The organism is Sorangium sp. So ce836 (assembly GCF_028553905.1).
Classification (GTDB): Bacteria; Myxococcota_A; Polyangia; order Polyangiales; family Polyangiaceae; genus Sorangium; species Sorangium cellulosum_D.
The window spans coordinates 7,112,479-7,136,823 of the sequence record NZ_CP102233.1 but is presented as its reverse complement, the minus strand read 5'-3'; the positions used below and the strand labels follow the sequence as shown (position 1 = coordinate 7,136,823).

The 24,345-nt window shown below is 70.3% G+C and carries 15 protein-coding genes and 1 pseudogene; 6 read left to right on the top strand and 10 right to left on the bottom strand.

Features of this window, described 5'->3' with window-relative positions; all coding sequences use genetic code 11:
- The first annotated feature begins 36 nt into the window (after positions 1-36).
- The gene (locus tag NQZ70_RS25740; protein ID WP_063823731.1) at positions 37-450 is read left to right on the top strand and encodes a hypothetical protein; all 414 of its coding nucleotides are present in this window, start codon (positions 37-39) and stop codon (positions 448-450) included.
- Positions 451-525: 75 nt separating this feature from the next.
- Here NQZ70_RS25740 and NQZ70_RS25735 read toward each other — a convergent pair whose 3' ends face one another.
- The gene (locus tag NQZ70_RS25735) at positions 526-942 is read right to left on the bottom strand and encodes a hypothetical protein (RefSeq protein ID WP_129576559.1); all 417 of its coding nucleotides are present in this window, start codon (positions 940-942) and stop codon (positions 526-528) included.
- 253 nt (positions 943-1,195) lie between these two features.
- Here NQZ70_RS25735 and NQZ70_RS25730 point away from each other — a divergent pair, with 253 nt between their 5' ends.
- Positions 1,196-2,554, top strand: a complete 1,359-nt coding sequence (locus NQZ70_RS25730) for a cation:dicarboxylate symporter family transporter (RefSeq protein WP_129576558.1) — start codon at positions 1,196-1,198, stop codon at positions 2,552-2,554.
- A 94-nt stretch (positions 2,555-2,648) separates the two neighbouring features.
- Complete coding sequence (locus tag NQZ70_RS25725) at positions 2,649-3,815, top strand: cation:proton antiporter (protein WP_207217950.1); 1,167 nt, start codon at positions 2,649-2,651, stop codon at positions 3,813-3,815.
- A gap of 489 nt (positions 3,816-4,304) precedes the next feature.
- On the opposite strand, the gene NQZ70_RS25720 is transcribed toward NQZ70_RS25725, so the two are convergent.
- Positions 4,305-4,952, bottom strand: a complete 648-nt coding sequence (locus NQZ70_RS25720; protein ID WP_237245604.1) for an FAD-linked oxidase C-terminal domain-containing protein — start codon at positions 4,950-4,952, stop codon at positions 4,305-4,307.
- Between the two features lie 94 nt (positions 4,953-5,046).
- Here NQZ70_RS25720 and NQZ70_RS25715 point away from each other — a divergent pair, with 94 nt between their 5' ends.
- On the top strand, positions 5,047-5,445 hold the full coding sequence (locus NQZ70_RS25715) for a phage holin family protein (protein WP_165374162.1): 399 nt from the start codon (positions 5,047-5,049) through the stop codon (positions 5,443-5,445).
- 30 nt (positions 5,446-5,475) lie between these two features.
- On the opposite strand, the gene NQZ70_RS25710 is transcribed toward NQZ70_RS25715, so the two are convergent.
- From NQZ70_RS25710 to NQZ70_RS25680, 7 genes and pseudogenes are all read right to left on the bottom strand, one after another.
- Complete coding sequence (locus NQZ70_RS25710; RefSeq protein ID WP_129576556.1) at positions 5,476-6,207, bottom strand: hypothetical protein; 732 nt, start codon at positions 6,205-6,207, stop codon at positions 5,476-5,478.
- Positions 6,208-6,277: 70 nt separating this feature from the next.
- A complete protein-coding gene (locus NQZ70_RS25705) occupies positions 6,278-7,315 on the bottom strand; it encodes an SDR family oxidoreductase (RefSeq protein WP_129576555.1) in 1,038 nt (345 codons plus the stop codon).
- A 58-nt stretch (positions 7,316-7,373) separates the two neighbouring features.
- The gene (locus tag NQZ70_RS25700) at positions 7,374-9,656 is read right to left on the bottom strand and encodes a glycogen debranching N-terminal domain-containing protein (RefSeq protein WP_129576554.1); all 2,283 of its coding nucleotides are present in this window, start codon (positions 9,654-9,656) and stop codon (positions 7,374-7,376) included.
- Between the two features lie 108 nt (positions 9,657-9,764).
- On the bottom strand, positions 9,765-11,684 hold the full coding sequence (locus tag NQZ70_RS25695; RefSeq protein WP_237245603.1) for a chloride channel protein: 1,920 nt from the start codon (positions 11,682-11,684) through the stop codon (positions 9,765-9,767).
- A 196-nt stretch (positions 11,685-11,880) separates the two neighbouring features.
- The gene (gene leuS, locus NQZ70_RS25690) at positions 11,881-14,550 is read right to left on the bottom strand and encodes a leucine--tRNA ligase (protein ID WP_129576552.1); all 2,670 of its coding nucleotides are present in this window, start codon (positions 14,548-14,550) and stop codon (positions 11,881-11,883) included.
- A gap of 196 nt (positions 14,551-14,746) precedes the next feature.
- A pseudogene (locus NQZ70_RS25685) lies at positions 14,747-14,998 on the bottom strand (Uma2 family endonuclease); the annotation flags it as partial.
- Entirely contained in the window at positions 14,995-15,252 is a 258-nt protein-coding gene (locus NQZ70_RS25680) for a hypothetical protein (RefSeq protein ID WP_207217949.1), read from the bottom strand. The pseudogene NQZ70_RS25685 and the gene NQZ70_RS25680, both read right to left, overlap by 4 nt.
- Positions 15,253-15,680: 428 nt before the next feature.
- On the opposite strand from NQZ70_RS25680, the gene NQZ70_RS25675 reads away from it, so the two are divergent.
- Positions 15,681-16,457: a class I SAM-dependent methyltransferase gene (locus NQZ70_RS25675; protein WP_165374161.1), complete on the top strand. Its 777-nt coding sequence runs from the start codon at positions 15,681-15,683 to the stop codon at positions 16,455-16,457.
- A gap of 955 nt (positions 16,458-17,412) precedes the next feature.
- Here NQZ70_RS25675 and NQZ70_RS25670 read toward each other — a convergent pair.
- Positions 17,413-17,637: a hypothetical protein gene (locus tag NQZ70_RS25670; RefSeq protein WP_165374159.1), complete on the bottom strand. Its 225-nt coding sequence runs from the start codon at positions 17,635-17,637 to the stop codon at positions 17,413-17,415.
- Between the two features lie 24 nt (positions 17,638-17,661).
- Between NQZ70_RS25670 and NQZ70_RS25665 the strand changes: the two genes are divergently transcribed.
- On the top strand, positions 17,662-24,198 hold the full coding sequence (locus NQZ70_RS25665; RefSeq protein WP_165374158.1) for an SDR family NAD(P)-dependent oxidoreductase: 6,537 nt from the start codon (positions 17,662-17,664) through the stop codon (positions 24,196-24,198).
- Positions 24,199-24,345 lie beyond the last annotated feature (147 nt).

Genomic DNA, 24,345 nt, shown 5'->3' with positions numbered 1-24,345 from the left:
GCTTCTCGACGGCCGAGCGGGCACTAAGCTTCCGTCATGAGGCTCGGCGCACGGCTCACCACGCACGCGTTCTCGGCCGGCGCCGCCGGCATCAGCTTCGTCGTCCAGCCGGTCCCGGGCTCGGACCAGCTGTTCGTCATTCCGATCCAGTACCTGCTCGCGGCGTCGCTCGCGAAGGAGCGAGGCGCGCCGCTCTCGAAGGCGGCGTGGTCCCAAGTCCACCAGCTCATCTGGGGCGGCGGCGCCCTTCGCCTCATGCTCGGCTTGACCCTGGGGCTGATCCCGCTGGCCGGCGCGTTCACGAACGCGATGACGGCGTTCCTCACGACCGAATATCTCGGGTACTACGTGGATAGAGCCCTCGACAACCCGGACAATCCGCCTCCGGCCCTGTCGATCCAGGATGTCTTGGACGCCATCACCTCCCTCTTCACCGGGCGAGCGCGGTAGGCGAGCGGCCCCTGGGTCGAGCCCACCCTGCGGCTCTCGGAGCCGAAGGGCGAGCTCCCCGGGAGCGGCGCGGCGTCACCACCAGATTCGCCGGCGCTTGCGGCCGGAGCGTATCGCCACCGCCGCCACGGCCCCCACGGCGAGCACGGTGACCGCGGCGGCCGCCGCGATGGCGACGCTCCGGGCCGTGTGCTCTGCCTCACCCTTGATGCCGCCCCACCTCGCCTTGACCGTGACCAGGTCGCGCGCGAGCCGCTCCTTGCTGTGCTCGATCTGCTCGGCAGGCCCCGCGGGCGCTGCGGCACCTGCGCCGGCGCTGACGTGACCTCGCTCGCTGAGGGGGCGGGCGACCCTCTCCGTGTCGAACCGGATTGCGCTGGATGGATCCATATGTCCCGCGCTGCAATCGCTGTTCCCCGCCGGCACATCGGCGTGCTCGCCGGCTCGCGCGGCGGCGCCGACGCCGTACTTCCATCGGATAGCCCACCCCATCGGGCAGGCCGCCTCCTGACGGCGGGCGCCGTCGGCTCGCCGCACGGACACGAGGCGCGCGCCGCGGACGGCTCGGCCGCGCTGGCGCTCCGGTGCGCTCGGCGGCTGGCGTCGGATGTGCAATGAGGCGCCCGCACGAAGCGAATGTCCCGATACGCGAGAATCTATGGATCGGCGTGTTCGTTTGGGGCGTCGTCCGGGCGTCCGCCGATCTCCGAGGCGACGCGCGCGCGGCATTCCCTGGGAGGGAATCATGACGATCCTCGCTCCGTTGGCTGACCCGCCCCGCGCAGATCGATTGCGGGAGCGGCTCAGGGGCTTGCTGCCCGTCGCGACGCTCCTCGCTCTCGCGCTCGGCCTGCTCGTGTCCGGCCGAGAGACCAGCGTCACGCGGTGGTCGACCCGCGCCATGGACGGTCTCCTGCATTGGTACACCACGCTGGCGCCGGTCGTCATCTTCGTCGTCCTCGTGCCGACCTTCGTGAGCCTGCACCGGCAAGGGCGCCCGGGGCGGCTGCTCGCGTACATCATGGGCTGGCTCGCCCTCAAGCGTCTGGCAGCGTGCCTGTTCGGGGTCGTCGTCACCTGGCTCGTGTTCGGGCTGCCGCTGCTCCCCAGCCACAGCACGGGCGCGCCGTTCGAGGCCGCGCGCACCCTCTATAGCGCCTCGGGCCTGGTCATCTCGAGCCCGTGCTTCCTCGCCCTCTACGCCGGCATCGTGACGTCGTTCGCGGCCGTACGCGCGCCGCGGGTCGCCCGCGCGCTGGAGCGCGCCGCGGACGCCCTGGAGCGCGCGGGAGGCGCCGTGCAGTGCCTCGTCCCGCTCTTCATGTTCGGGCTCGGCGCCTATCTCCGCGGGCTGCCCGCGCAGCTCGCCGCGCAGGTGCACGAGGGGCCCCTCGCGCGCGCCTCGGCGGGGGCGCCCTCGCTCGGCGCCGGAGAACTCATGCTCTCCTACCTGCTCGTGTCCGGGGTCGTCGGCGCTGCCTGCCTCGTCTTCCATGCGGCGAGCCTGCTGAGGATGAAGGCCGCCGCCCCGGAGTTCTCGCTGCGCGACTATTTCGTCAACTACTGGCTCAAGGTCTATCCGCTGCTGTGGGCCTCGTGCAGCGAGGCGCTGGCGACGCCGCTCAACCTGCACCTCGTCCGCAAATGTTATCCGGCGGTGCCGCAGGAGCTCAGGCTCTTCGTGGTGGGACTCGGCGGCTGGCTCAACGTCAACGGCACGTTGATCTGCGTGTTCGTCATGGCGGGCGCCGCCGCCCGCGCGGTCGGTCATGAGATCTCGCTGATCGAGCTCACGCTCGTGGTGCCGATCGTGTTTCTGCTCGGGTATGTCGTGCCCGGCATGCCGGGCGAGCTCGTCCTGTTCGCGACGCCGATCGGCGCCGCGCTGCACATCCCCGCGCGCCTGCTCCCGTCGTTCATCGCGCTCTACATCGGGTTCAACTTCGGCCTCCCGGACTCCTTCCGGTCGGGCCAGAACTCGACCGACAGCTGCGTGAGCGCCCTCCAGCTGCTCCGCAGGCTGACGCGCCGCCGCGCGCGGGCCGCGGCATCGAGCGGCGCCCGCCCGCCCGGCGTTGTCGTGAAGGCAGCCGCGGGGCGCTGACCCCGGAGCGCGCGCCGGCCTTGCCGGTGCCGTGGGATGCCGTCGCAGTGTGCGCGGCCGCCGGCGCGGGCCCGATGCTCGCAGGCGGCCGGGCATGGTGCTGGTCCTGGCCTTCGCGGCCACGCTGCTGCTCGCCGTGCTCGTCTCGGCGCGCGCCGAGCGGACGATCCTGTCGACCTCCGTGCTCTTCCTCGTCGCCGGATTCCTCCTCGGCCAGAGCCGCCTCGGCGGCCAGGTCGCGGACTCACCCGGCCGCAGCCTCGTCGAGCGCACGGCGGAGCTCGCGCTCTTCACCATCCTGTTCACCGACGGGATGCGCTGCGGCATCCGCGATCTCAGCTCGGCCTGGCGGCTCCCCGGCCGCGCCTTGCTGCTCGGCCTCCCGCTCACGCTCGCCGGGACCGCCGTGCTCGCGCACCTGCTCGTCGGCGCCCCATGGATGGGCGCCTTCCTGCTGGGCGCGGCGCTGAGCCCGACCGATCCGGTCTTCGCCGCCGCGATCGTCGGCCGGGAGGAGGTCCCGGCGCGGCTCCGGCACCTGCTCAACGTGGAGAGCGGCCTCAACGACGGCCTCGCGCTTCCCATCGTGATGATGCTGCTCGCCCTGCTGAGATCCCATGACGTGGCGGTCCCCGTTCTGCTGGCCGAGGTGGGCGCGGGCGTCGCCCTCGGCGTCGCGGTCCCGTGGATCGCCGTTGCGCTCGAGAAGAGCCGCCTGTTCGGGGCGGCGCCCCTCTACAAGCCGCTCGGCGTCGTGGCCATCGCGATGCTGCTGCTCTCGATCTCCTCGCTCACGCACGCCAACGAGTTCCTCGCCGCGTTCGCCGGCGGCGTGACGCTGGTGAGCGTGGCGCCGCGCGCGCGCGAGGTCTTCCAGGAGGTCGGCGAGGCCGCCGGCGAGATCTTCAAGCTCGCCGCGCTGTTCCTCTTCGGCGCCCTCGTCTCTCACGATCTGCTCGCGGGCGTCGGCGCGCGCGGCCTGGCCTTCGCGGCGCTCGCGCTCGTCGCGGTGCGCCCCGCGGCGCTCGCGATCGCGCTCATCGGCGGGGGCCTCGACCGGCGGGAGTGGGTGGCCGCGGCGTGGTTCGGCCCGAAGGGGTTCGCCTCGGTGGTGTACGGGCTCCTCATCCTGCGCTCCGGCGCCCCGCGCGCCGACGAGATGTTTCACCTCATCGCGCTGGTGGTCGCCGGCTCGATCGTGGCGCACTCATCGACCGACGTGCTCGTCGCGCGGTGGTTCCGGCGGGAGGAGCCGGAGTGACGCGCCTGCCGCCCCGCGGAGCGCCCGCGCAGCCCGCGCCTCGCGGAAGCGCCCTCTTACGGCTCCAAGGATTTCGACCGTGTCCGGTCATCGGAGGGCAGCTCGGCTGCCTCAACCCGACCGTGTCCGGTCATCGGAGGGCAGCTCGGCTGCCTCAACCCGACCGTGTCCGGTTGCCGGAGGGCAGCTCGGCTGCCTCAACCCGACCGTGTCCGGTTGCCGGAGGGCAGCTCGGCTGCCTCCCCCCGACCATGTCCGGTTGCCGGAGGGCAGCTCGGCTGCCTCTGCCAGACCGTGTCCGGTTGCCGGAGGGCAGCTCGGCTGCCTCCCCCCGACCGTGTCCGGTTGTCGGAGGGCAGCTCGGCTGCCTCTGCCAGACCGTGTCCGGTTGCCGGAGGGCAGCTCGGCTGCCTCTGCCAGACCGCCTCCGGTGCGCCCAGGGCAGCGCAGCTGCCTCCGCCGGCCACCCAGGCGCTCACGGGCGCGGCGCTAGGTCGACCCCGCCTGCCGCGCCTGCTTCCGGTGGCGGAGGGCGATCCAGAGCCCGACGCCGTTGTTGATCACCAACGCAGCGTTCAGGGCGGTGAACACCCAGTTCTTCACGAGCAGGCTGTAGATGAAGTTCCCGGCCGTCCCGGCGATCGCGGCGACGAAGAAGATCAGCGTGTACTTCTCCGATTTGCCCTCCTCGCCCTTCCACTGCTTGTACGTCTGTGACCCGAAGGTCACGAGGAGCAGCAGCGAGCTGATCCAGCCCACGACATGCTTCATCGGCGCTTCCCCATCGGTTACCTGGCGAGCCCCGATCGGCGCCGTGCCGGCGCCCTCACGCGCCGCGCCGGCGCTCGCCACCGCGCGCCCGCGCGCCCGCGCGATCCGCCCGAGCAGGCCGGCCGCCGCGAGCGCCGCCGCGGCCACGCCCGCCGCCGGGAGCCACCGGCCGCGCCGCGCGGGATCCCACGCGGCCTTGAACCGGCGGAACGCCTCGATGAGCTCCTCGCCGTACATCTTCGGCAGGAACTGCGCGCGCGCCTGGCCGTCGCCGCGCTCGCCGGAGAACGAGCCGTCGTCGCGGACCCGCCGTGCGACATCCGTGCCGCTCGACGCGCAGCGCGCGGCGTGCGCGGTACGTGCCACGGCTGCGCGTGCGAGCGACCGGTGCCCGCGCGGGCGCAGGCGATGCATTCATGGGCGCGCCGGGCGCGCGCTCGCGCCGGCAGGGGGCGCTCGAATGCAATACCAGGCATCCACGGATCCATCACAGGCCGATCGCAGCTCGCAGGACCTCGCCGCCGATGCGATCCACGAGGCGAAGGAGCTCCTCGCCGCGGAGATCGCGCTCGCCAAGCGCGATCTCCGCCGGACGGCCGCGGCCCTCTCGCGCTCGGCGATCGCGTTCGGGGTCGCGGGCGTCGCGGCGCTCGCCGGCATCGACGCGCTGATGGTGTCGCTCGCCGTGGGGCAGCGCCGCAATCACCCGGCGCGCGGGGCGGCCGTGGGGCTCGGGCTGCTCGCGCTCGCGGCCGGCGCGGCGCTCGTCGGGCGGTCGGCGCTGCCCCGCAGCCCGCTGCCGATCGCCGCGCGCGTCGCGTCGGACATCGAGGATGTCGCCCGGCGCGTGGTGGGGTGAGGGATCTCGTGGGGGCGAGCGTCGCCCGGCTCAGCGCCGGAGCGCCGCCGCCGCCCGCCCGGAGACGGCGGAGCCGCTCACGACGACGACCGACCCCAGCGCGAGGAGGGCGACGAACGTGAGCACCATGGGATAGATGCCGACCAGCGCGAGGATGCCGAGCACGATCGCGCCGGCGCCGACGAGCGACTGCAAGCCGGCCGCGGCCATCGACGCCTGACGAGCGAGGTGGGCGAGGTGCTGGTGCGCGCCGTGCGTGTCGAGCGCGCCCAGGTCCGCCGTCGCGCCGCCGCCGAGCAGCAACGCGCCGCCGAAGACGATCACCGCGATCGAGGTCAGCGTCGCGGGGGCGAGGCCGAGGAGCGCGAGGATGCCGAGCACGACGCCGGCCGCGCCGCAGACGAGCTCGGCGCCCATGCCGCCTCCGAGCTCGGTGCGCGTGTCCCACTCGACGGGCGGCGCGGCGTGGCTCAGCGCGCCGAAGCGCGAGGCGATCGCGCCGCCCTGCGCGATCAGCGCGGCGCCGAAGACGATCGTGGCGATCGAGGTGAGCTCTCCTGGCAAGATCCCCGTCAGCCCGAGGATGGCGAGGACGATCGTCGCCGCGCCGCACAGCACCTCGGCGAGCGAGCCGCCGAGCACGACCTTCGGCGTCGCCTTCTCCTCCTCTGGTCTGCGCCGCGCGCCCGACAGCGGCGTTATGTGGCTCTCCGGCTGTGCAAACCGTTCACGTTCTTCCGGTCCTGGTGTCTGCATCTGCATGATTCCCCCGTCCTGCGGTGAGGCCTCGTCGCGCTCACGCGCGCTCCGACTTGCACGTGCTGCGCCGGGCTCACGCGAGGAGGCGCCGCCAGGGGGCGCTGCGCCGGGCCGCTGCCCGCCGCGCGGCGGCCCCGACCAGGGCCGCCGCGCCCAGCGCCACGGCGCCGAGCGACCAGCGGTGGAGGTCGAACCAGAGCTCCAGGCTCGAGGCCTTGGAGCGCCGGTCGAACGGGCCGTGCGCGCCGAAGTCCCGCGGCACGGGCGCCCACAGGTTGTCGACGCGATTCGGGTCCACGGGCTCATCGGTCATCTGCCGCGTGTACCCGACCTTCGCGAGCCAGTGATCGAGCAGCCCCGGGATCACGCGGTTGCCCCAGATCGCCTTGACCGTCGGGAAGCCGACCTTGATGTCGCGGCGGTCGTGGTGCGCGGCCCAGTAGAGCGCGTCGGCCGCCACCTCGGGCTGGAAGATCGGCGGGACCGGCTGTGGACTGTACGGGAGGCGCGACTTCGACCAGAGGAACTGCGGCGTGTTCATCGCCGGCAGGTGCACCATGCTCAGGCGCACGCGGCTCCCGTCGTGGATCAGCTCGCTCCGCAGCGACTCGGTGAAGCCCACGATGGCGTGCTTGGACGCGCAGTAGGCCGACTGCAGCGGGATGCTCCGGTAGGCCAGCGCGGAGCTCGCCTGCACGATGATCCCGCGGTCGCGGGGGAGCATCCGCGCGAGCGCCGCGAGCGTTCCGTGCACATACCCGAGGAAGTTGACCTTGAGGACGCGCTCGTACTCTTCGGGCCGCATCTCCTTCACGGGCGAGAAGACCGAGGTCATCGCGACGTTGATCCAGGCGTCGATCGGGCCGAAGCGCTGCTCGACCGCCGCGGCCGCGGCCTCGACCTGCGCGGGATCGGCGACGTCGGTCGGCAGGACGAGCGCGCTCGCCCCGGCGTCCTCCGCCTCGCGCCGCGCCTCCTCGAGCCCGTCGCGCCCGCGCGCGACCAGCCCGATGCGGGCGCCTTCGCGCGCGAACCGCCGCACCGTCGCGCGCCCCACGCCCGCTGACGCCCCCGTGATCACCACGACCTCCGGCCGCCTGGAATCGCCCATGCCCGTCGCCTCCCGCCTCGCCCGCGGCGTCAAGCAACGTGAATGCCACCTGGGCGTGTCACTTCCTCAAGCTCGACAGCACGTCCTTGATCCGCTCGGCCGGACCCGCCGTGAGCGACCAGGGGCTCGGCTGCCGCACGACGTGCAGGTCGCCTCGACGCTCGAGCACCTCGAACCGCGTCGTTCCCTGCTCGGTCCGGACGAACCGGAGCGCCACCACGGCCGTGCCCACATGCAGGTTCGAGAGGGTGATCTCGGGCAGCCACGCCGGCAGCGCCGGGTCGACCAGCAGGAGATCGAGCGGCGCGAACGGGTACAGCCCGAGCATCGCCTGGAGCATCGCGAACACGCTCGAGCAGGACCAGGCCTGCGGCCAGTTCGCCTTCGGGTACAGCGCGGGGAACGGGTGCTCCGCGTCGCGCGGGTGGCCGCTCCAGCACTCGGGCAGCCGGTGGTGCTCGAACAGCGCCGCCGCCTCGAACACGGCGCGGCACAGGAGCGCCACGTGCCCGTGCAGGCCGTACCGCGCGAGCCCGAGCGCGATCGCGCCCTGGTCGACGGGCCAGACCGTCCCCCGGTGATAGCTGTACGGATCGAACGCGGGGTGATCGGCCGAGAGCGTGCGGATACCCCAGCCGGAGAACATGTCCGCCGCGAACATGCGGATGGCGGTGGGCTCGGCGAGGGCCTGGTCCACGATCCCCGTCGCGAGGCAGAGCCCCGGATCCGAGCCGATCGAGCGGATCTGGCGCTTGTCCGGGCCGAGGCCCATCGCGAAGGTGCGCGCGTCGGGCATCCAGAAGGCGTCGTTGAACCGCCTCTGCAGATCGAGCGCCTCGGCGAACAGCCGTCGCGCGTCGTCCTTGCGGCCGAACCAGAAGAGCAGCTCGGAGAGGCGCAGCTTCGACAGGAACACGAAGCCCTGCATCTCGCACGTCCCGATCGGCGGCCGCACCTGAGAGCCGTCGGCGTGGACGATGGCGTCGTCGGAGTCCTTCCAGCCCTGGTTCTGGATCGACGCGCTCGAGCGGGGCTCGTACTCGTAGAACCCGTCGCCGTCGAGATCTCCCTCCTCGTCGATCCAGCGCATGGCCCTGAGCGCAGGCTCGATCAGGCGGCCGACGCGCTCGCGATCGCCGGTCCAGTGCCAGAGCTCCGAGGCGGCCACCGCGTAGAACATCGTCGACGTCGCCGACGCGTACGTGCGCCCCAGCGGGTCGTAGTTGAGCTCCGAGAGCGCTCCGTCCCTGGCCTGATGCAGCATCCGGTCGGGCTGCTCGTCGCGCCAGTCGTCGACGACGCGCCCCTGCCAGCGCGGGAGCACGAGCGCGGTGCCCGCGAGGATGTCGGTCGTCAGCGCGGCGGCCTGCGTGCCCGCAGCGAGCGGGTCGCGGCCGAAGAGCCCGATGTAGATCGGCAGTCCGGCGGCCACCGTCCAGGAGCGCTCGTCCTGGTCGATATCGTACATGCGGAGCGCGATGAGATCGCGCTTGGCTCGCTCGAGCACGGAGAAGACGGTATGCGAGAGCGTGTCGGCGCCCGGGACCGAGAAGGACGTCGCGCGGTGGTGGAAGGTGCCGCGCGCCACGTCGCGCGCGCTTCGCGTGCCGAAGAACGAGCGGCAGCCGGCGAGCAGCGGCAGCGGTTCGCCGCGGACCAGGGCGATCACGTCGACGCAGCCGCGCCAGGTGCCATGGGGCTCGAGATCGATCGAGAACCGGATCTCGCGGCCAGCGCAGGACGGGGGGGAGTCCGCGCTCCGGGCCCGTACGACGATCCCGGCGTCGAAGCGCGCGACGCCGGACTCTCCGGGGTGCTCATAGCGGTGCTCGGCGCGGTAGTCGCAGCGCAGCTCGCATCCGTGCTCGGCGGGCCCGAGCGCCCACCGGGCGTCGCCGTGCTGGCGGCGCGGGCCGTCCGTCTCCGCCGCGTCGGCGAAGTCGGCGTCGATCTCGAGCGCCAGCGTGAAGCGCACGCGCTCCTGCGTGAAGCTCGCGACGTCGATGTCCTCGTGGAAGCCGTCCCCCACGAAGCGCGACAGCCGCAGCTCGACGGTCCGCGGCGCCGCGCCGCCGCCCTCGGGCGGCGGGGCGATGTAGTAGCCGAGCCAGCTGTCTTGCTCGACGGCGGAGAGCGCGACGGGCGCCGGCGGCCTGCCGTCGATCAGGTGGCGGTAGAGGGAGAGGAGGCGGGTGTTGCGCACGAACAGGCCGATGTGCGGCTCGGGGGCGATCGAGCCGTCCGGACGCATGCACAGGACCGTCCGGTTCTGGCTGATGTACAGGGAGCCGGCGCGGGGCCTCAGCGTGGCCAGCGAGCCGAAGGGTCTCTCGAGCGACATGGTCACCTCCAGGCGAGCCCGGGGTGAGGACTGCCAGGGGCGTGCCAGCGACGTGGACGCGCTCACGCCCAGCCGCTGGGCGGGCGCGGCGGCTCCTGCGCACGAGGCTCAGCCGAGCGCGATCGGTGTTTCGTCGGCGCGAGCGGGCCTCGTCGTCGCCTCCAGGTAGGCCTTTCCAATGTCGGCCTCGTCCACGAACCCGACGATCGCGCCCTCGCCGTCGACGACGGGGAGCTCGCGGACGCCGTGCGCCACCATCGCCTCGGTCGCCGTCCGCAGATCGTCGGTGACCGTCACGGCCACCGGCGGCTGCATCGCGTCGGCGGCCACGGTCATCCGCTCGAGGTCGTGCTCCACCGCGATGATCCGGAGCGACTCGGCGGTGATCATGCCGACCATCTTGCGCGACGGTTCGAGCACCGGGAACACCTCCTGCCAGCTCGCGTCGGCCGCCCGCCGGAGCATCTCGCGGGCCGGCGTCCCCGGCGCGAACGTCACGAGCGCGCGCCCGTCGATCATGATCTGCCGCACGCGGATGGTCTTGAGCACGTCGAGCGTCGGCATCGGGTGCGCGGGAGACTCGCGCTGGGTGGGGAGCTGCGCGTGGTAGAGCGAGTGCTTCCGCAGCGCGACGAAGGCGACGCCCTCGGCGAGCATCAGCGGGACCAGGAGGTCGTAGCTGCCGGCGAGCTCGCAGACCATCACGAGGGAGCTCACCGGCACGTGCGCGACGCCGCCGTAGAAGGTGCCCATGCCCACGAGCGCGAAGGCGCCCGGGTCGATGCGCGGATCGCCGAGCAGGAGCGCCGCCGCGCGCCCGAACGCGCCGCCGAAGAGCCCGCCGATGACGAGCGACGGCGCGAAGTCGCCGGCGCACCCGCCGCTGCCGAGCGTGAGCGACGAGGCGACGATCTTGGCGGCGCAGAGCAGGAGCAGGAGCTCCACGCCGCGCCAGCCCGGGTGGAGCCACGTGGCGCCGGTGATCGCGACCTGGACGGCGCCGTACCCGCCGCCGAGCAGCCCGAGCCCTTGCCCGGGGCTCTCGATCCTGCGACCGACGAACCAGAGGACGGGCACGCAGAAGAGGCCCAGCGCGAGCCCGCCGAGCCCCGGGCGCGCCCAGGGGGCGATGGGCAGGCGCGCCGCGATCGCCTTCACGCCGCCGAGGCACTTCAGGAAGCCGATCGCGACGAAGGCGAGGAGCAGCGCGAGCAGCGCGTAGAGAGGGAGGTGCGACGGGACGAACGCATACTTCGGCGCGTGCGCGAAGAGCGTCGACTCGCCGTAGAACGAGATGAAGACCGAGTAGGAGACCACGCTGGCGAGCAGCGCCGGGATCAGCGCCTCCGCCTCGAAGTCGTCGCGGTAGAGCACCTCGACGGCGAGCAGGGCGGCGCCGAGCGGCGTGCGGAAGATGGCGGACATCCCGGCCGCGACCCCCGCGAGCATCAGGATGCGGTGCTCGCGCCGGCCGACCGCGAGCCCGCGCCCCACGAGCGAGCCGAGCGCTCCTCCGACCTGCATGGTCGGCCCCTCGCGACCGCCGGCGCCGCCCGAGCCGAGCGTGAGGATCGACGCGAGCGCCTTGACCCACGCGACCCGCTTGCGCATCCGGCCGCCGTGGTGGTGGAAGGCCTGGATCATCGCGTCGCCGCCGCCGCCCGCGGCCTCGGGGGCGACGCGCCAGGTGAGGATGCCCCCGGCCAGCGCTCCGAGCGCCGGGATCAGCAGCAGCAGCCAGAGCCGGACGCTCCGGTGCTCGGGGCCGTCGCCGCCGAAGATCGCCTCGCCGTGGGCTCGAAGCCGCGCGTAGCCGGCGAGGCGGCCGAGGAGCAGCTCCTCGACGAGCTCGAGGGCGCCGAAGAAGAGCACCGCGATGAGGCCCGCGATGGCCCCGACGAGCACGGCATGCAGGATCGTGCGCCCGACGAGCCGGAGATCGAGGGGGGCGACCTCCGAGAGGAGCGCGGAGAACGGGCGCCGCCGTCGCACCACGCCGGCGCGCTCTGCTGGGAATGGTTCCGTCACGGCGATGGTCATGATCGCGTCCGGGCGCGGGCGCAACGAGGTTGAGGCAGTCCGGTGCACGCTGAGCGCGCCGCTCAGCCCGCCGCTCTGCCGGACGCGATGAGTTGCGGGTCCTTATGCTCGCCCGCAGCTGACGTCGCTCGGCGGGGCGGTGAAGCCGCGCTCCGTGGAAGATGTGCTGCGGTCGGTGACGTCCTCACACGATGAAGTTGAGGATCCGTCCCGCGACATACACCACCTTCTTCGGCGTCTTCTCCGCGAGCTGGTTCGCGATCGCCGCGTCCGAGCGCGCCGCGTCCAGCGCGGTGGCCTCGTCCGCCGTCTTCGCAATGCGGATTCGCCCCCGGACCTTGCCGTTGATCTGCACCGCGATCTCGACGTCGTCCTCCCGCGTCGCGACAGCGTCGAACGCCGGCCAGGGGCGCGACAGCAGAAACCCGCGTCCGCCGAGGGTCGCCCAGAGCTCGTCGGCGAGGTGGGGCGCGAACGGGGAGAGCAGGTGGACCAAGAGCTCCGCCGACTCGCGCAGCGCCGCGAGGACGCCCGGCGCCGCGGGGCGCTCGGCCGCCGCGGCCGTGGCGGGGACGAGCTCGTTGACGAGCTCCATCATCGCGGCGACGGCGGTATTGAACTGGCGCCGCTCCTCGAGGTCGTGCGTCACCCGCTGCACGGTCTGATGGAGCTTGCGCCGGAGCGCCGCCGCGTCGGGAGACGTGCCCGGCTCGCCCGCCGGCAGCGACGCGATGTCCCGGACCAGCCGGAAGACGCGGGCGAGGAACCGATGCACCCCCTCGATGCCCGTATCCGACCAGGCGAGCTCCATCTCAGGAGGCGAGGCGAAGAGCATGAAGACGCGCACCGTGTCCGCGCCGTATTTGGCGACCATCGCGTCCGGGTCGACGACGTTCTTCTTCGACTTCGACATCTTCTCGACGCGCCCGGTCTCGACCGTCATCCCCTCGCAGCCCGGCGCGAGGCACTTGCCGTCGGCGCCGACCTCCTCGGGGAAGAGCCACACGGACGCGCCCTTCGCGTCCCTGATGAAGCGGGTCTGCATCGTGACCATTCCCTGCGTGAGCAACCGCTTGAACGGCTCGCGCGGGGTATGCTCGGGGAGGAAGCCAAGGTCGATGAGCACCTTGTGGAAGAACCGGGCATAGAGCAGGTGCATGACCGCATGCTCCACGCCGCCGATGTACTGGTCGACCGGCATCCACTCGGCGGCCACCCGCGGATCGACCGGCCCGCGGTCGTAGCGCGGCGACGTGTAGCGGAGGAAGTACCAGCTCGACTCCCAGAACGTGTCGAACGTGTCGGTCTCGCGCCGCGCCGGCTTCGAGGGATCGCGCGGATCGCGGGCGCTCACGAACGCTTCGTGGCGTGCGAGCGGCGAGCCGCCCTCGCCCGTGAAGCTCACGTCGCGCGGCAAGACGACCGGCAGCTCGCCCTCGGGCACGGCCAACACCGCGCCGTCCTGTCCGTAGACGACGGGGATCGGACAGCCCCAATAGCGCTGGCGGGAGATGAGCCAGTCGCGGAGGCGATAGCTGACGGTCTCCTCTCCGAGGCCTGCCGCGGCGAGCTTCGCCACGACCTTCGCCTTGCCCTCCTCGCTCGGCGTCCCGGAGAGATCGCCGGAGGCAACCATCGTCCCGGCCCCGGTGTACGCGTCCTTCATCGTGGCGGGGTCGAGCGGCGGCTCGCCGTCGGGCTGGATGACCACGGCGATCGGCAGCCCGTGGAGGCGCGCAAACGCGAAGTCGCGCGTGTCGTGCGCCGGCACCGCCATCACCGCGCCCGTCCCGTACCCCATGAGCACGAACGAGCCAGTCCAGATAGGGACGCGCGCGCCCGTGAGCGGGTGCACGGCGTAAAAGCCGGTGAACACGCCCTCCTTCGACGCCACGTCCGAGCCGCGCTCGCGCTCCGCCATGCGGGCGGCCTCCTCGACGAACGCGGCCACCTTCGCGTCGCGCTTCCCCGCCTCGCGCGCGATCGGGTGCTCCGGCGCGACCGTCAGGAACGTCACGCCGTTGAGCGTGTCAGGCCGGGTCGTGAACACATCGACGTGCGCGAGCGCGCCCGCACCTCCCTCGACCGCGAACCTCACGCGCGCGCCGACGCTCTTGCCGATCCAGTCCTTCTGCATCTTGAGGACTTTGTCGGGCCACCCGCCCACGAGCGACTCGATGCCCTTGAGGAGCTCGTCGGCGTACGAGGTGATCCGCAAGAACCACTGATCGAGCTCGCGCTGAGCGACCCCGGTCCCGCACCGCCAGCAGCCGCCGTCCTCGACCTGCTCGTTGGCGAGCACCGTCTCGCACCGAGGGCACCAGTTGGCGACCGCCGACTTCTTGTAAGCGAGGCCCGCCTGGAGCATCCGCGTGAAGACGAGCTGCTCCCAGCGGTAATAGTCGGGCTCGCACGTCGCGACCTCGCGGGACCAGTCGTACGAAAAGCCGAGCGGCTGCAGCTGCGCCTTCATCGTCGCGATGTTCTGCAGCGTCCAGTCGCCGGGGTGCTTGCCCCGCTCGATCGCGGCGTTCTCCGCCGGCATGCCGAACGCATCCCACCCCATCGGGTGCAGGACGTGATACCCGCGCATCCGATGGAAGCGGGCGAGTACGTCGCCGATGGAGTAGTTGCGGACGTGCCCCATGTGAATGCGCCCGCTCGGGTACGGGAGCATCTCGAGCACGTAGTACTTCTTCGAGGCCCGGTCGCCCGGATCGGCGACCTCGAACAGCTTCTCGGCGTCCCAGCGCGCGCGCCACCCGGGCTCGATCCGCGAGGGCTCGTAGCGGGCGCGTCGGTCGCCGTCCGCCGGCGCGAGGGCAGTGAACGATGAGGAGCTCGGCGCTGTCATGGCGGGCGACCTTATCACGCCGGACGGGGCGACCGCAGCTGCGAACCGAGCACGGCGCGTGCGCGCACGGCGCCCCCTCTTTCACAGCCTCAGCCGTCACCAACGACGAATGGCACCAGGTCGGCCAGGTCAAGCTGGGTAACGTCCGCGAAGCGCAGGCTGGTGAACCGGACGAACCTCGCAGCACGCAATACCAGCGCACCCCGAAGGACGTGTACTCGTGGAGCTTCTCGACACGGTCCCGTCGTGCGTCCAGCGGGGTAGGAGAGACCACCTCGACCATGATGCCGGGCGGAGCGTTGATCGTCCCGCGCCGAGGCGGCTTGCGACCCCGAGGCATGTACGCCGAGGCGTCGGGCTTCCGGCCAGAGACCGCGCTCACGGCGTACTTCGCTTCGGAGCCCAGCACGAGCCCGCCCTGCGGGATGAGCCAGCTCTCGCTGATCACGTCATCACGGCAGCACTGGCCACCGGCCGCGACAAACCGTCGTCTAGGCCTCGGATGCGGAGAATCGCGTCTGCGGCGATTCGACGGACGAGCATCGACATCCGCGGCCGCTTCCCGAGCAAGCTGGCGTAGGCGCTCTCGGCACCATCGCGATCCATGCGCGTCTTCGCCCCCGTCTGCTCGTCCGTGAAGTAGCCGCAGCCAGCGAACCGATCGAGCTTGTCCGCCGGCACGTGGAAGTCGGTGTCCCGCATCCTAGGGACATTTCGATGTATCAGCAATTTTACACTAATGACGGCCAGTTGAAATATCGCCCAAGAGCGATCCACCGCTCCGCCTACAAAAACCAACAAATCCAAAGCGATTGCTCGGTTGTGTGACATTACCTACGTCACGCTGCGTAAGGTGCCGAGCGGCAGCTGCGGCTCGACTGAGACGAGCCTTTCCGACCGGTCAGGAATTCGTGGTGGACAGGACCTGGCATTTCTCGCCAAGATGGCGAGCGTCAATCCGTGCCGCGAATGTCGCCCGAGGGCACCGGGGATCTGCTGTGAGTCTGGTTCGTTCATCTCCCCTCGTGAGCCGGAGGACCCTGGTGTGATGAGGCATCGCGCCTCGTACGAAAGACTGGAAGATGAGAACAGTCAGATATCCATTTTTGACGAATCCGTTCGGCTTTCCGATGACCTCGATCGACGAGGAGGATATCGATCCAGCTTACGCGGAATTCTTGGATCGTGAGCTCCCGCGCCTTCACGCCAAGGAAATCGACCGCCCGGTGCTCGATTTCGTGCTGGACAGCGTCGCGCGTCCGGAGGGGCTGGTGATGGAGTTCGGTGTGTTCTCCGGCACGACCGTAAATAGGATCGCCGACGCCTGTCCGGACGAGAGAGTGTTTGGTTTCGACAGCTTCGAGGGCTTTCCAGAGGCGTGGGGCATCATCAGCAAGGAAGCGTCGAAGCAGTTCTTCAGTAGGCGTCCTCCCGAGGTGCGAAAGAACGTCACGCTCGTCGAGGGCTGGTTCGATCGAACGCTCCCGGAATTCCTGAAAGAGCATCCTCAGCAATGCTCGCTCGTTCACATCGACTGTGACCTGTATGTGTCGACTGCCACCGTCCTCGAGTCGCTCCGCTCGCGAATCGTACCGGGGACCGTTCTCGTCTTCGACGAGATGGTCAACATGGGGGCCCAAAGCGCGCTTCACGAAATGAAGGCATGGTGGGAGTTCGTTCGAGATTCGAAGATTCAATTCGAATGGCTCTGCCTCGGCTACGACTGCGGCGTCGTCTTTCAGTCGGATGCACGCGACACAGAGGATGCTCCCGAGGAGCTCGCGTCCGCTGCGGGCCAGGCGCAGGGGGCGGGCGTCCAAGCGTTCGTCGAGACCTTGCATCGCACTCGCCGGCGATTCAATTTACCCCGCGGGCTCAAGGTCGCTGGGGCTGTGAAGGTTCACTGACGGCGAAGGGGTGCGTCTGCCGGCGCGAGCCGGCGTGCGATCGCGTCAACTTGATGCCACAGCGCCTGAGTGGCCACCATCCAGCCGATGGCGATGCATGATGCGCTCCTGTCGCGCCAGGAGCAGGTGATCGAGATGCTTGTTCGACGCGACTTTGATCGCGAAATCGAGATGGTGGCGTCCGCCGCGAATCGACGCGAGCGGCCGCCATCGCCTCGGCCGGCGGCTACATCGGCGACTTCTACACTCTGAAGTGACGGCATTCACGGCTGGCCTACATGAGCCCGATCCAGTTCGAAGCGAAGACCTACGTCACCGCGCTCGCGGCAAAGTGAGACTGTCCGCGCAAGCGGGGGAGGACCATGGACCATTTCTTGCGAGCACGGGTGCGTCATTCTTGGCGCGCGCCGAAGCATTGGCACGGAAGGGGGAGGTGATGGTGCACTTTTTGATAGCTGCTGCACCAGTTCGTCCCTCTTGACTGCCGGACGTTCCCTGGTAAACTGGCCTACCAACGACGAAGGCGACCATCTAGCGATGGCCGCCTGCATGGTCTGGATGACTTAAGGAAGTCACGTGATCGTTGCGCGTTTGAAAAATATCTAGGCTGGTCGGGCTTGTGCGCTTGCCGGTGCCGCATGGCGCGGAGGGCAGGGCACATGAGGAGTGTACCAAGCCCGGCCAGCGCCCGCCCTGACATTACGGCGTCGCGCAGGCGTGCAACTCATCGGACTTTTTGGGTTGTTGGTCACTGTGGCATGGATTGCAAGGTATGAACAAAATCGCGCACTTGCGCGATGCGCGTGACGCACGTGGTGCTAAATCGACGTCGATGAGGCTTTCCGAACCATGCGAAGGCTGGGGGTCGACGTAGCATCTACATCGACCAGAGGGGGCAGACTTCGTGGGCAAGTCTTCTCATTTATCGTGCCAGACCGGTTCCTCAGATGACCCATCATTCCTGGGAGCGGCGGCGTCCCGCGTTCATGAGCTCATGGCTGAGCGGCACGCCCCCCCGGATCTCACGGCTTCTGTCGAAGAACGGCTCTCCGGGCTGAACGCCCTCGCAGAGCTTGCGCTGCTCGAATACCTGAAAGGCTGTGGAATACTGCTGTCCGCCGGAGAGGAGCATCAGATGGGCTCGCTCTGGCGTACTCTCGGGATCATCGATAAATATCATCGACTCTTCGAAGCCTCGCTGCACATGCTTCGTCGCAGGGGGTGGATCCACCTCGACGAGGGGCGGATCCAGACGACCGCGAGGCTGCCGCCGGGTGACGCCCGGGCGGTGGCGCGGCTGCTGGCGGAGAAGAAAAGCGATCTTCTTCGAGGGTTCCCCGAGCTCAAGCCCCACGTCCAGCTCCTCGATCAGAGCGGGGCCTCCTGTTCCAGGCTCTTCGGCGGAGAGATCTCCGCCACCGAGGTGCTCTTTCCGGGCTCGTCGCTCGCGCTCCTCGAGCCAGTCTACGCCGAGTCGCCTGGGGCGTCGCATTTCAACCGCGTCCTTCTCGTGGCGCTCAGAGCTGGCGTCGAGCTGTGGTGCAATCGTAACAGAGGACAGAAGATCAGGATCTTGGAGCTCGGCGCCGGGACAGGCGCGACGAGCGCCATGCTCGTCGAGGGGCTCGAGGAGCTCGCAGATGTCGTCGAGTACACCTACACCGACGTATCCCTCGCGTTCCTGGATCACGGGCGGAAGCGGCTCTCCGCTCGCTATCCGTTCGTCAAGTTCGAGCTCCTGGACATCGATAAGGACTTCCTGCGACAGGGCCTCGCGCGTCACAGCTTTCATGTGGTGATCGCCTCGAACGTCCTCCACGTCTGCTTGAAGCTCAAGGAGACGCTGCGGCGCATCAGGGGCGTTCTGGTCCCGGGCGGATGCCTGATGCTGAATGAAGCCACTCAATTCAGCTCCTTCCTGACCATGACATTCGGCTTCCTGGATGGCTGGTGGCGGTACCAGGATCCGGAGGTCCGGCTGCCGCACGCTCCGCTGTTGAGCCCACCGATGTGGCGATCCCTGCTGGACGGGGAGGGCTTCCCCTGCTGCATGAGCTTCGGTCTCCCCGGTCAGGAAGACGAGGCCAGCCTCCCGCAGGCGGTCCTCATCGCGGAGCGTGACGCGCGTGCCGACCGGGCGGAGGAGGGGCCCATCGCCGAAGATTCGGTATGCGGCGGCGAAGAGAGCTCGGCCTCGGGGCCGGCGCGACCTGGCGATCGAGCACGGCCTACGGCGGCCAAGAGGGCGCGCGTCGCCGCGCTGGAAACGCTGCTCCGCCGGCGGACCGCGGAGGTGCTCCACATGGATCCCTCGGAGCTCGCCGCAGATCAGGCGTTCGCCGAGGCCGGCGTGGACTCGATCATTGCGATCGAGCTGGTGAACAACGTCAACTCGGAGCTCGAGATCGAGCTGAAGGCGATCGATCTGTTCGACTACGGCTCGATCTCCCGGCTTGCTGAGCATATTGCGATCTCATGGCCCGAGCCGGGCTCGAGCGACGGCGAGAAAGAAGACGGGCGGGGGGCCCCGCCACCGCCGGTGGACTCGAGAGCGCCGTTCGGCGGCTCGCCCGTGGCGGCAGAGGCGCCCGCGAAGGCGGGCCGGAGGGCCGCGCTCGAGGCCTCAGAGCCGCGCCCCGAGCTGGGCGTATTCAACGGTTCGGCGCCCGCGGCGGCGGAGGCGCCCGCGAAGGCCGGCCGAGAGACCGCGCCTCGGACGCGGGAGCCGCATGCTCGTGTAGACCTGGGAGCGCTCGTCGGCTCAGCGGCCAGAGCGGCAGAGGTGCCCGCGGCGAGCCGGGAGGCCGCGCCCCCGGCCCGGGCGCGGCGTGTGGATCCGAGCGCGCTGTTCGGCGGCCCGGCTTGCGCAGCGCAGGCGAACGCGGCCACGAGCCAGGTGGCAGCGTTCCGGAGCCCCTCGCGACCTGACGGGGACAGAGCGACCGAGGCGGACTCTCCCGCGGCCGCGGGCGCCGTCGCGATCATCGGGATGTCTTGCCGCTTTCCGGGCGCCGACGACCCGGGGGCGTTTTGGGACAACCTCGCGCGGGGGGCGGACTCGATCCGAGCGCTTCCGGCGGAGAGGAGGACGCTGCAGCAGTGGCCGAGCGACGACCGGGACCTGCGCAGCGCCGGCATCGGCTATTGCGGCGGCTTCCTGAGCGGCATCGATGAGTTCGATCCATCGTTCTTCAACATCTCCCCCCTCGAGGCGCAGCTGATGGACCCGCAGCAGCGTCTGCTGCTGCAAGAAGCCTGGAAGGCCCTGGAGAACGCAGGATACGACCCTGAGGACCTCGCCGGCGGACGCTGCGGCGTCTTCGTCGGCGCCAAGGCCGGGGGCTACCTGGACCCGCTCCGGGCCGCGCGAGAGGAGGCCGGGACCTTCCTGCTGTCGGGAAACGCCGTTGGCATGCTCGCCGCCCGGATCTCGTATTTCTTGGACCTGAAGGGGCCCTGCCTGGTGGTGGACACCGAGTGTTCCTCGTCCCTCGTGGCGCTGCATCTGGCCCGCGAGAGCGTCCTCCGGGGAGAGTGCGAGCTCGCCGTCGCCGCAGGCGCCTACCTGCTCGGTGGGCCCCAGTCGCACCTGGTGCTCGACGCGGCGCAGATCCTCTCTCCCAGCGGCCGCTGCAGGACCTTCGACGACTCCGCGGATGGTGCCGCGGTAGGAGAGGGCGTCGGGGTCGTTGTTCTCAAGCCGCTGGACAGGGCGGTTGCCGACGGCGACCACATCTATGCCGTCATCCTCGGCTCGGCGATCAATCACGACGGGCGGTCGAACGGGATTACGGCGCCTGCCAGCACCTCGCAGACAGCCCTGCAGGCAGAGGTGTACCGCCAGGCCAAGGCGAACCCGCAGACGATAACCTACGTCGAGGCCCATGGCACGGGGACGAAGCTGGGTGACCCTATCGAGATCCAGTCGCTGACCAGGTCCTTCAGGATGTGGACCGAGGCGAGGCAGTTCTGCGCGATTGGCTCCGTCAAGACCAACATCGGGCATACCATGACCGCGGCCGGGATCGCCGGGGTCATCAAGGTCTCGCTCGCCTTCGAGCATCGGCAGATCCCTCCCTCGCTGCACTTCACGCGCGAGAACAGGTTCCTGAGCTTGACGGAGACCCCGTTCTACGTGCAGACGAGCCTCGCCGACTGGGCGACGCCTCCAGGCGTTCGCCGCCGCGCCGCCATCAACTCGTTCGGCGCGAGCGGGACCAACGCCCACCTGCTCCTCGAGGAGGCGCCGCCGTCGACCGCGGCGCCGAGCAAGCCGAGGGAGCCGTGGTCGATCATCCCGCTGTCCGCCAAGACCCGAGAGGCGCTGCAGCGTCGATGCGAGGGTCTCCTGCGCTGGCTAGAACACGAGGAAGGGCGGCACGATCTGCACGATATCGGCTATACGCTCTCCGTCGGCCGGAGCCATTTCAACGTGAGGGAGGCGCTCGTCGCGCAGGACGTCGCAGATCTGGCCGCGCAGCTGCGCGGCCTCCTGCGCCAGCAGCGCGTCTCCGGCGACCGCCCGCTGCGCGGCGTGGGGCCCGAGCCGCGCTCCGCGGGCGAGGCTCGGGCAGAGGAGCTCACCCGCGCCCTGCGCGCCGAGGCGCCCGGCGCGGGAATGCCGCGGCGGGAAGGGTTGCTCGAGCTGGCGGAGCTCTACGCGCAGGGTGTCGACATCGACTGGCGGCAGATGTACGGACGAGGAGGGGGGCGACGTCTCGCGCTGCCCAGCTATCCATTCGCCAGCGAGCGCTACTGGCACGAGCTCAGACCTCGCCCTGAGGAGCGCCGTGCCATCGCCGATGCTGCGCCGGTGCAATCCTCCCTGGGTCAAGGAGCGCCGGGAGGCGGGGGCCTGTCCTTCACGAGGGTGATCGACGCGGACGACCCCGCGCTCGCCGACCACGTCATCCATGCGCGGAAGGTGCTGCCCGGCGTCATCCTGATCGAGATGGCCCGCGCCGCCGGCGCCGCCTCGCTGGGCGCGACGAGCCCGCTCACGATCCAGAACTTCGTCTGGAGCCGCCCGGTCCTCGTGGGCTCCTCGCCGCGCCCGCTGAAGATAACCACCTCCGGAGATCGCCGCGCCGTCAATGTCGAGATCCGCTCCGAGGGCGATGAGGAGCCGGTGCTTCACGCGTCAGGGACCTTGGCGCCCTCGCGTCTCCAGGAGCCGGTGGAGGAGCCGTTGCAGCTCGATCAGATCCGGCGTCGCTGCACGCGCCGGATGGGTGGCGAGGAGCTCTATCGCCTGCTCGAGGAGAAGAGCTTCCACTACGGTCCCCGCTTCCGGGTCATCGCCGAGCTCTTCCACGGTGACCGGGAGGTCCTCGCGAGCATCGATGCATCCGAGGTGAGCTGGCCGTCACTCCCCGCGGGCGCCATCCATCCATCCATCTTGGAGGGGGCCCTCCAGGCGGCAGCGTGCTTGACCTCCAGCGAGAGCGCGGGGTCGTCGGGGGCTTACCTGCCGTGGACGCTGAGGGAGATGCGGGCCCTCGCGGTACCTCACGGCCGCTGTTACGCGTACGCGCGCGCGCTGGAGCCCTCTTCCGACATGCGGACGAGGACGTTTGACGTCCTGATCGCCGATCCCGAAGGGCGACCGTTCGTGATCCTGCGTGGGTTCTGCGTCATGGCTGCGCGGCTCGACGAGCGTGAGACGGACGACCAAGGCGCCGGGCGTGCGCCGGGGCCGGGGAGCGCAGCGGCCCTGTCGTACCATCGCTCCGCGTGGGTCGCGACCGCACTACCCTCCGGCGACGCGCAGGTGCTGGCGGGCGGCGCGGTCGTGCTGGATAGCCATGCCCGGCGCTGGAGCACGCTCCGGAGGGTCCTGGGGAGCAGCGCGGCCGTACCCGGAGGAGGGCTCGTCCTGGTGCTCCCCGGCGAGCGGTTCCGGGCGCTCGGGGACATGAGGTTCGAGATCGATCCTACGAGCTTCGACGACTACGGCGCCCTGCTGACGGAGCTGGAGAGGCTCGGGATCCGACCCAGGCACTTCCTACACCTGTGGAGCTGGGACGCGCCGCCGCTCGATTACCAGTCCGGCGCGCAGCTCGCTCATCAGCCGGGCGAGCTCCAGCGGCAGCTCTCCACCGGGCTGTACAGCCTCTTCTATCTCAGCAAGGCGCTCATCGCGCGACGTCCAGTCGAGGTGACCAGCCTGCTGACATTGTATCGATGCAGCGAAGAAGAGGTCCCGCCGCACCTCGCCGCGATCGCGGGGTTCTTGCGGAGCTTGCGCCATGAACATCCGTTGATGCGCGGCAAGCTGGTCGAGGTCGCGCGGCGCAGCGACGGTGTATCGCCGGACCTCCTGGAGATCCTCGGGAACGAACACCTCCAGGGCGCCGAGCAAGACACCGAGGTCCGGTACGACGCGCGCGGTGAGCGGTGGGGCCGCAGACAGCAGAGGATCGAGCCACCGGACGAGAGCGCTGCGCGCGCTCAGACGGCGACCGGCGCCCTCAGGCGGGGAGGCGTCTATCTCGTCGTGGGAGGGACGGGGGGCCTGGGGTACGCCCTGAGCCGTCACCTGGCCCGCAACTATCATGCCAAGCTCGTTCTCGTCGGCCGCTCTGCTCCCGGGGAGGCGTCGCGGCGAGCCGTCGAGGCGCTGCGTGCTCTCGGAGGCCAGGCGCTCTACGTACAGGCCGATGTCGCGAGCTACCCGGCGGTCCAGCGGGCAGTGGAGCAGGCGCGCGCCCGCTTCCACGGGATCAGCGGGGTCATCCACGCAGCCGGGGTGATCCGGGACAATTACATCGTGCGGAAGAGCGCCGAGGAGATCGACGCCGTGCTGGCATCGAAGGTGCTGGGGGCCATCCACCTCGACGCCGCGACGGCCCAGGATCAACTGGACCTGTTCGTGATGTTCTCGTCGATAGCGTCCTTCTTCGGGAGCCCTGGTCAGAGCGACTACGCGGCTGCCAACGCGTTCATGGATTCCTACGCCGCGATGCGCGCCCACTGGGTACGCCAGGGCACGCGGCGCGGCCAGACGGTGTCGATCAACTGGCCCCTGTGGGAGGCCGGGGGGATGGGGCTCTCGCCCGAGGTTCGCGAGCATATCATCCAGACGACCGGTCTGGCAGCGCTTCCAACCGAACAGGGCTTGGAGGCCTTCGAGGCAGTCCTCCGCACCGGCCTGTCGCAGGCGGCCGTGCTCTTCGGGGACGATGCGCAGGCAGCGCCGGCCAATCCGCCGACGACCGCGGGCGATGGAGCCGTCGGTGCGCCGGTCCGCAGCGCGACTGTCGAGCTGCGAGCGCACGTCGAGGAGTATCTGAAGGAGATCATCGCGCGCACGACCAAGCTGCCCACCCACCGAATCGACGCACGCGACACCATGGAGCGATTCGGCCTGGACTCGATCTTGACCCTGAAAGTCATCGCCGAGATCGAGCGCGATTTCGGGGAGCAGCCGAAGACGCTGCTGTTCGAGCACTCGACGATCGCGTCGCTCGCGAGCTACCTCATGGACGTCCAGGGGGCCCGGGCCCGGGAGCTCGCCGCACGGCGCGCCGGGGAGCGCCCAGGCGGGGGCCCGAGGGCCGAAGCAGAGCTCCGGAAGGGCAGGTCCGAAGCGGACGGCGACCGCTCCCCGAGCGTCGCGCAGCTCCTCGACCAGCTGCGCGGGCACCGGCGCGACTTGCGGCGCCACGTCGAGGGCCTGCCCGAGGCCGTGATCGACGAGCTCCTCCAGCACCTGCTCCTCGACAGCATCGCAGTCCAATAGGCCGCCTGCGTGCGGCGATGTCATCGAACGCCTCCTCTGAGGCAGACGGTAGCTGCGGATCCAAATCGATGAAGAACATGTCCTTGGAGCAAAAGCGGGAACTCCTCCTTCGCCTCATTCAAGGGGAGAACGCTGCGACTCCGGCGA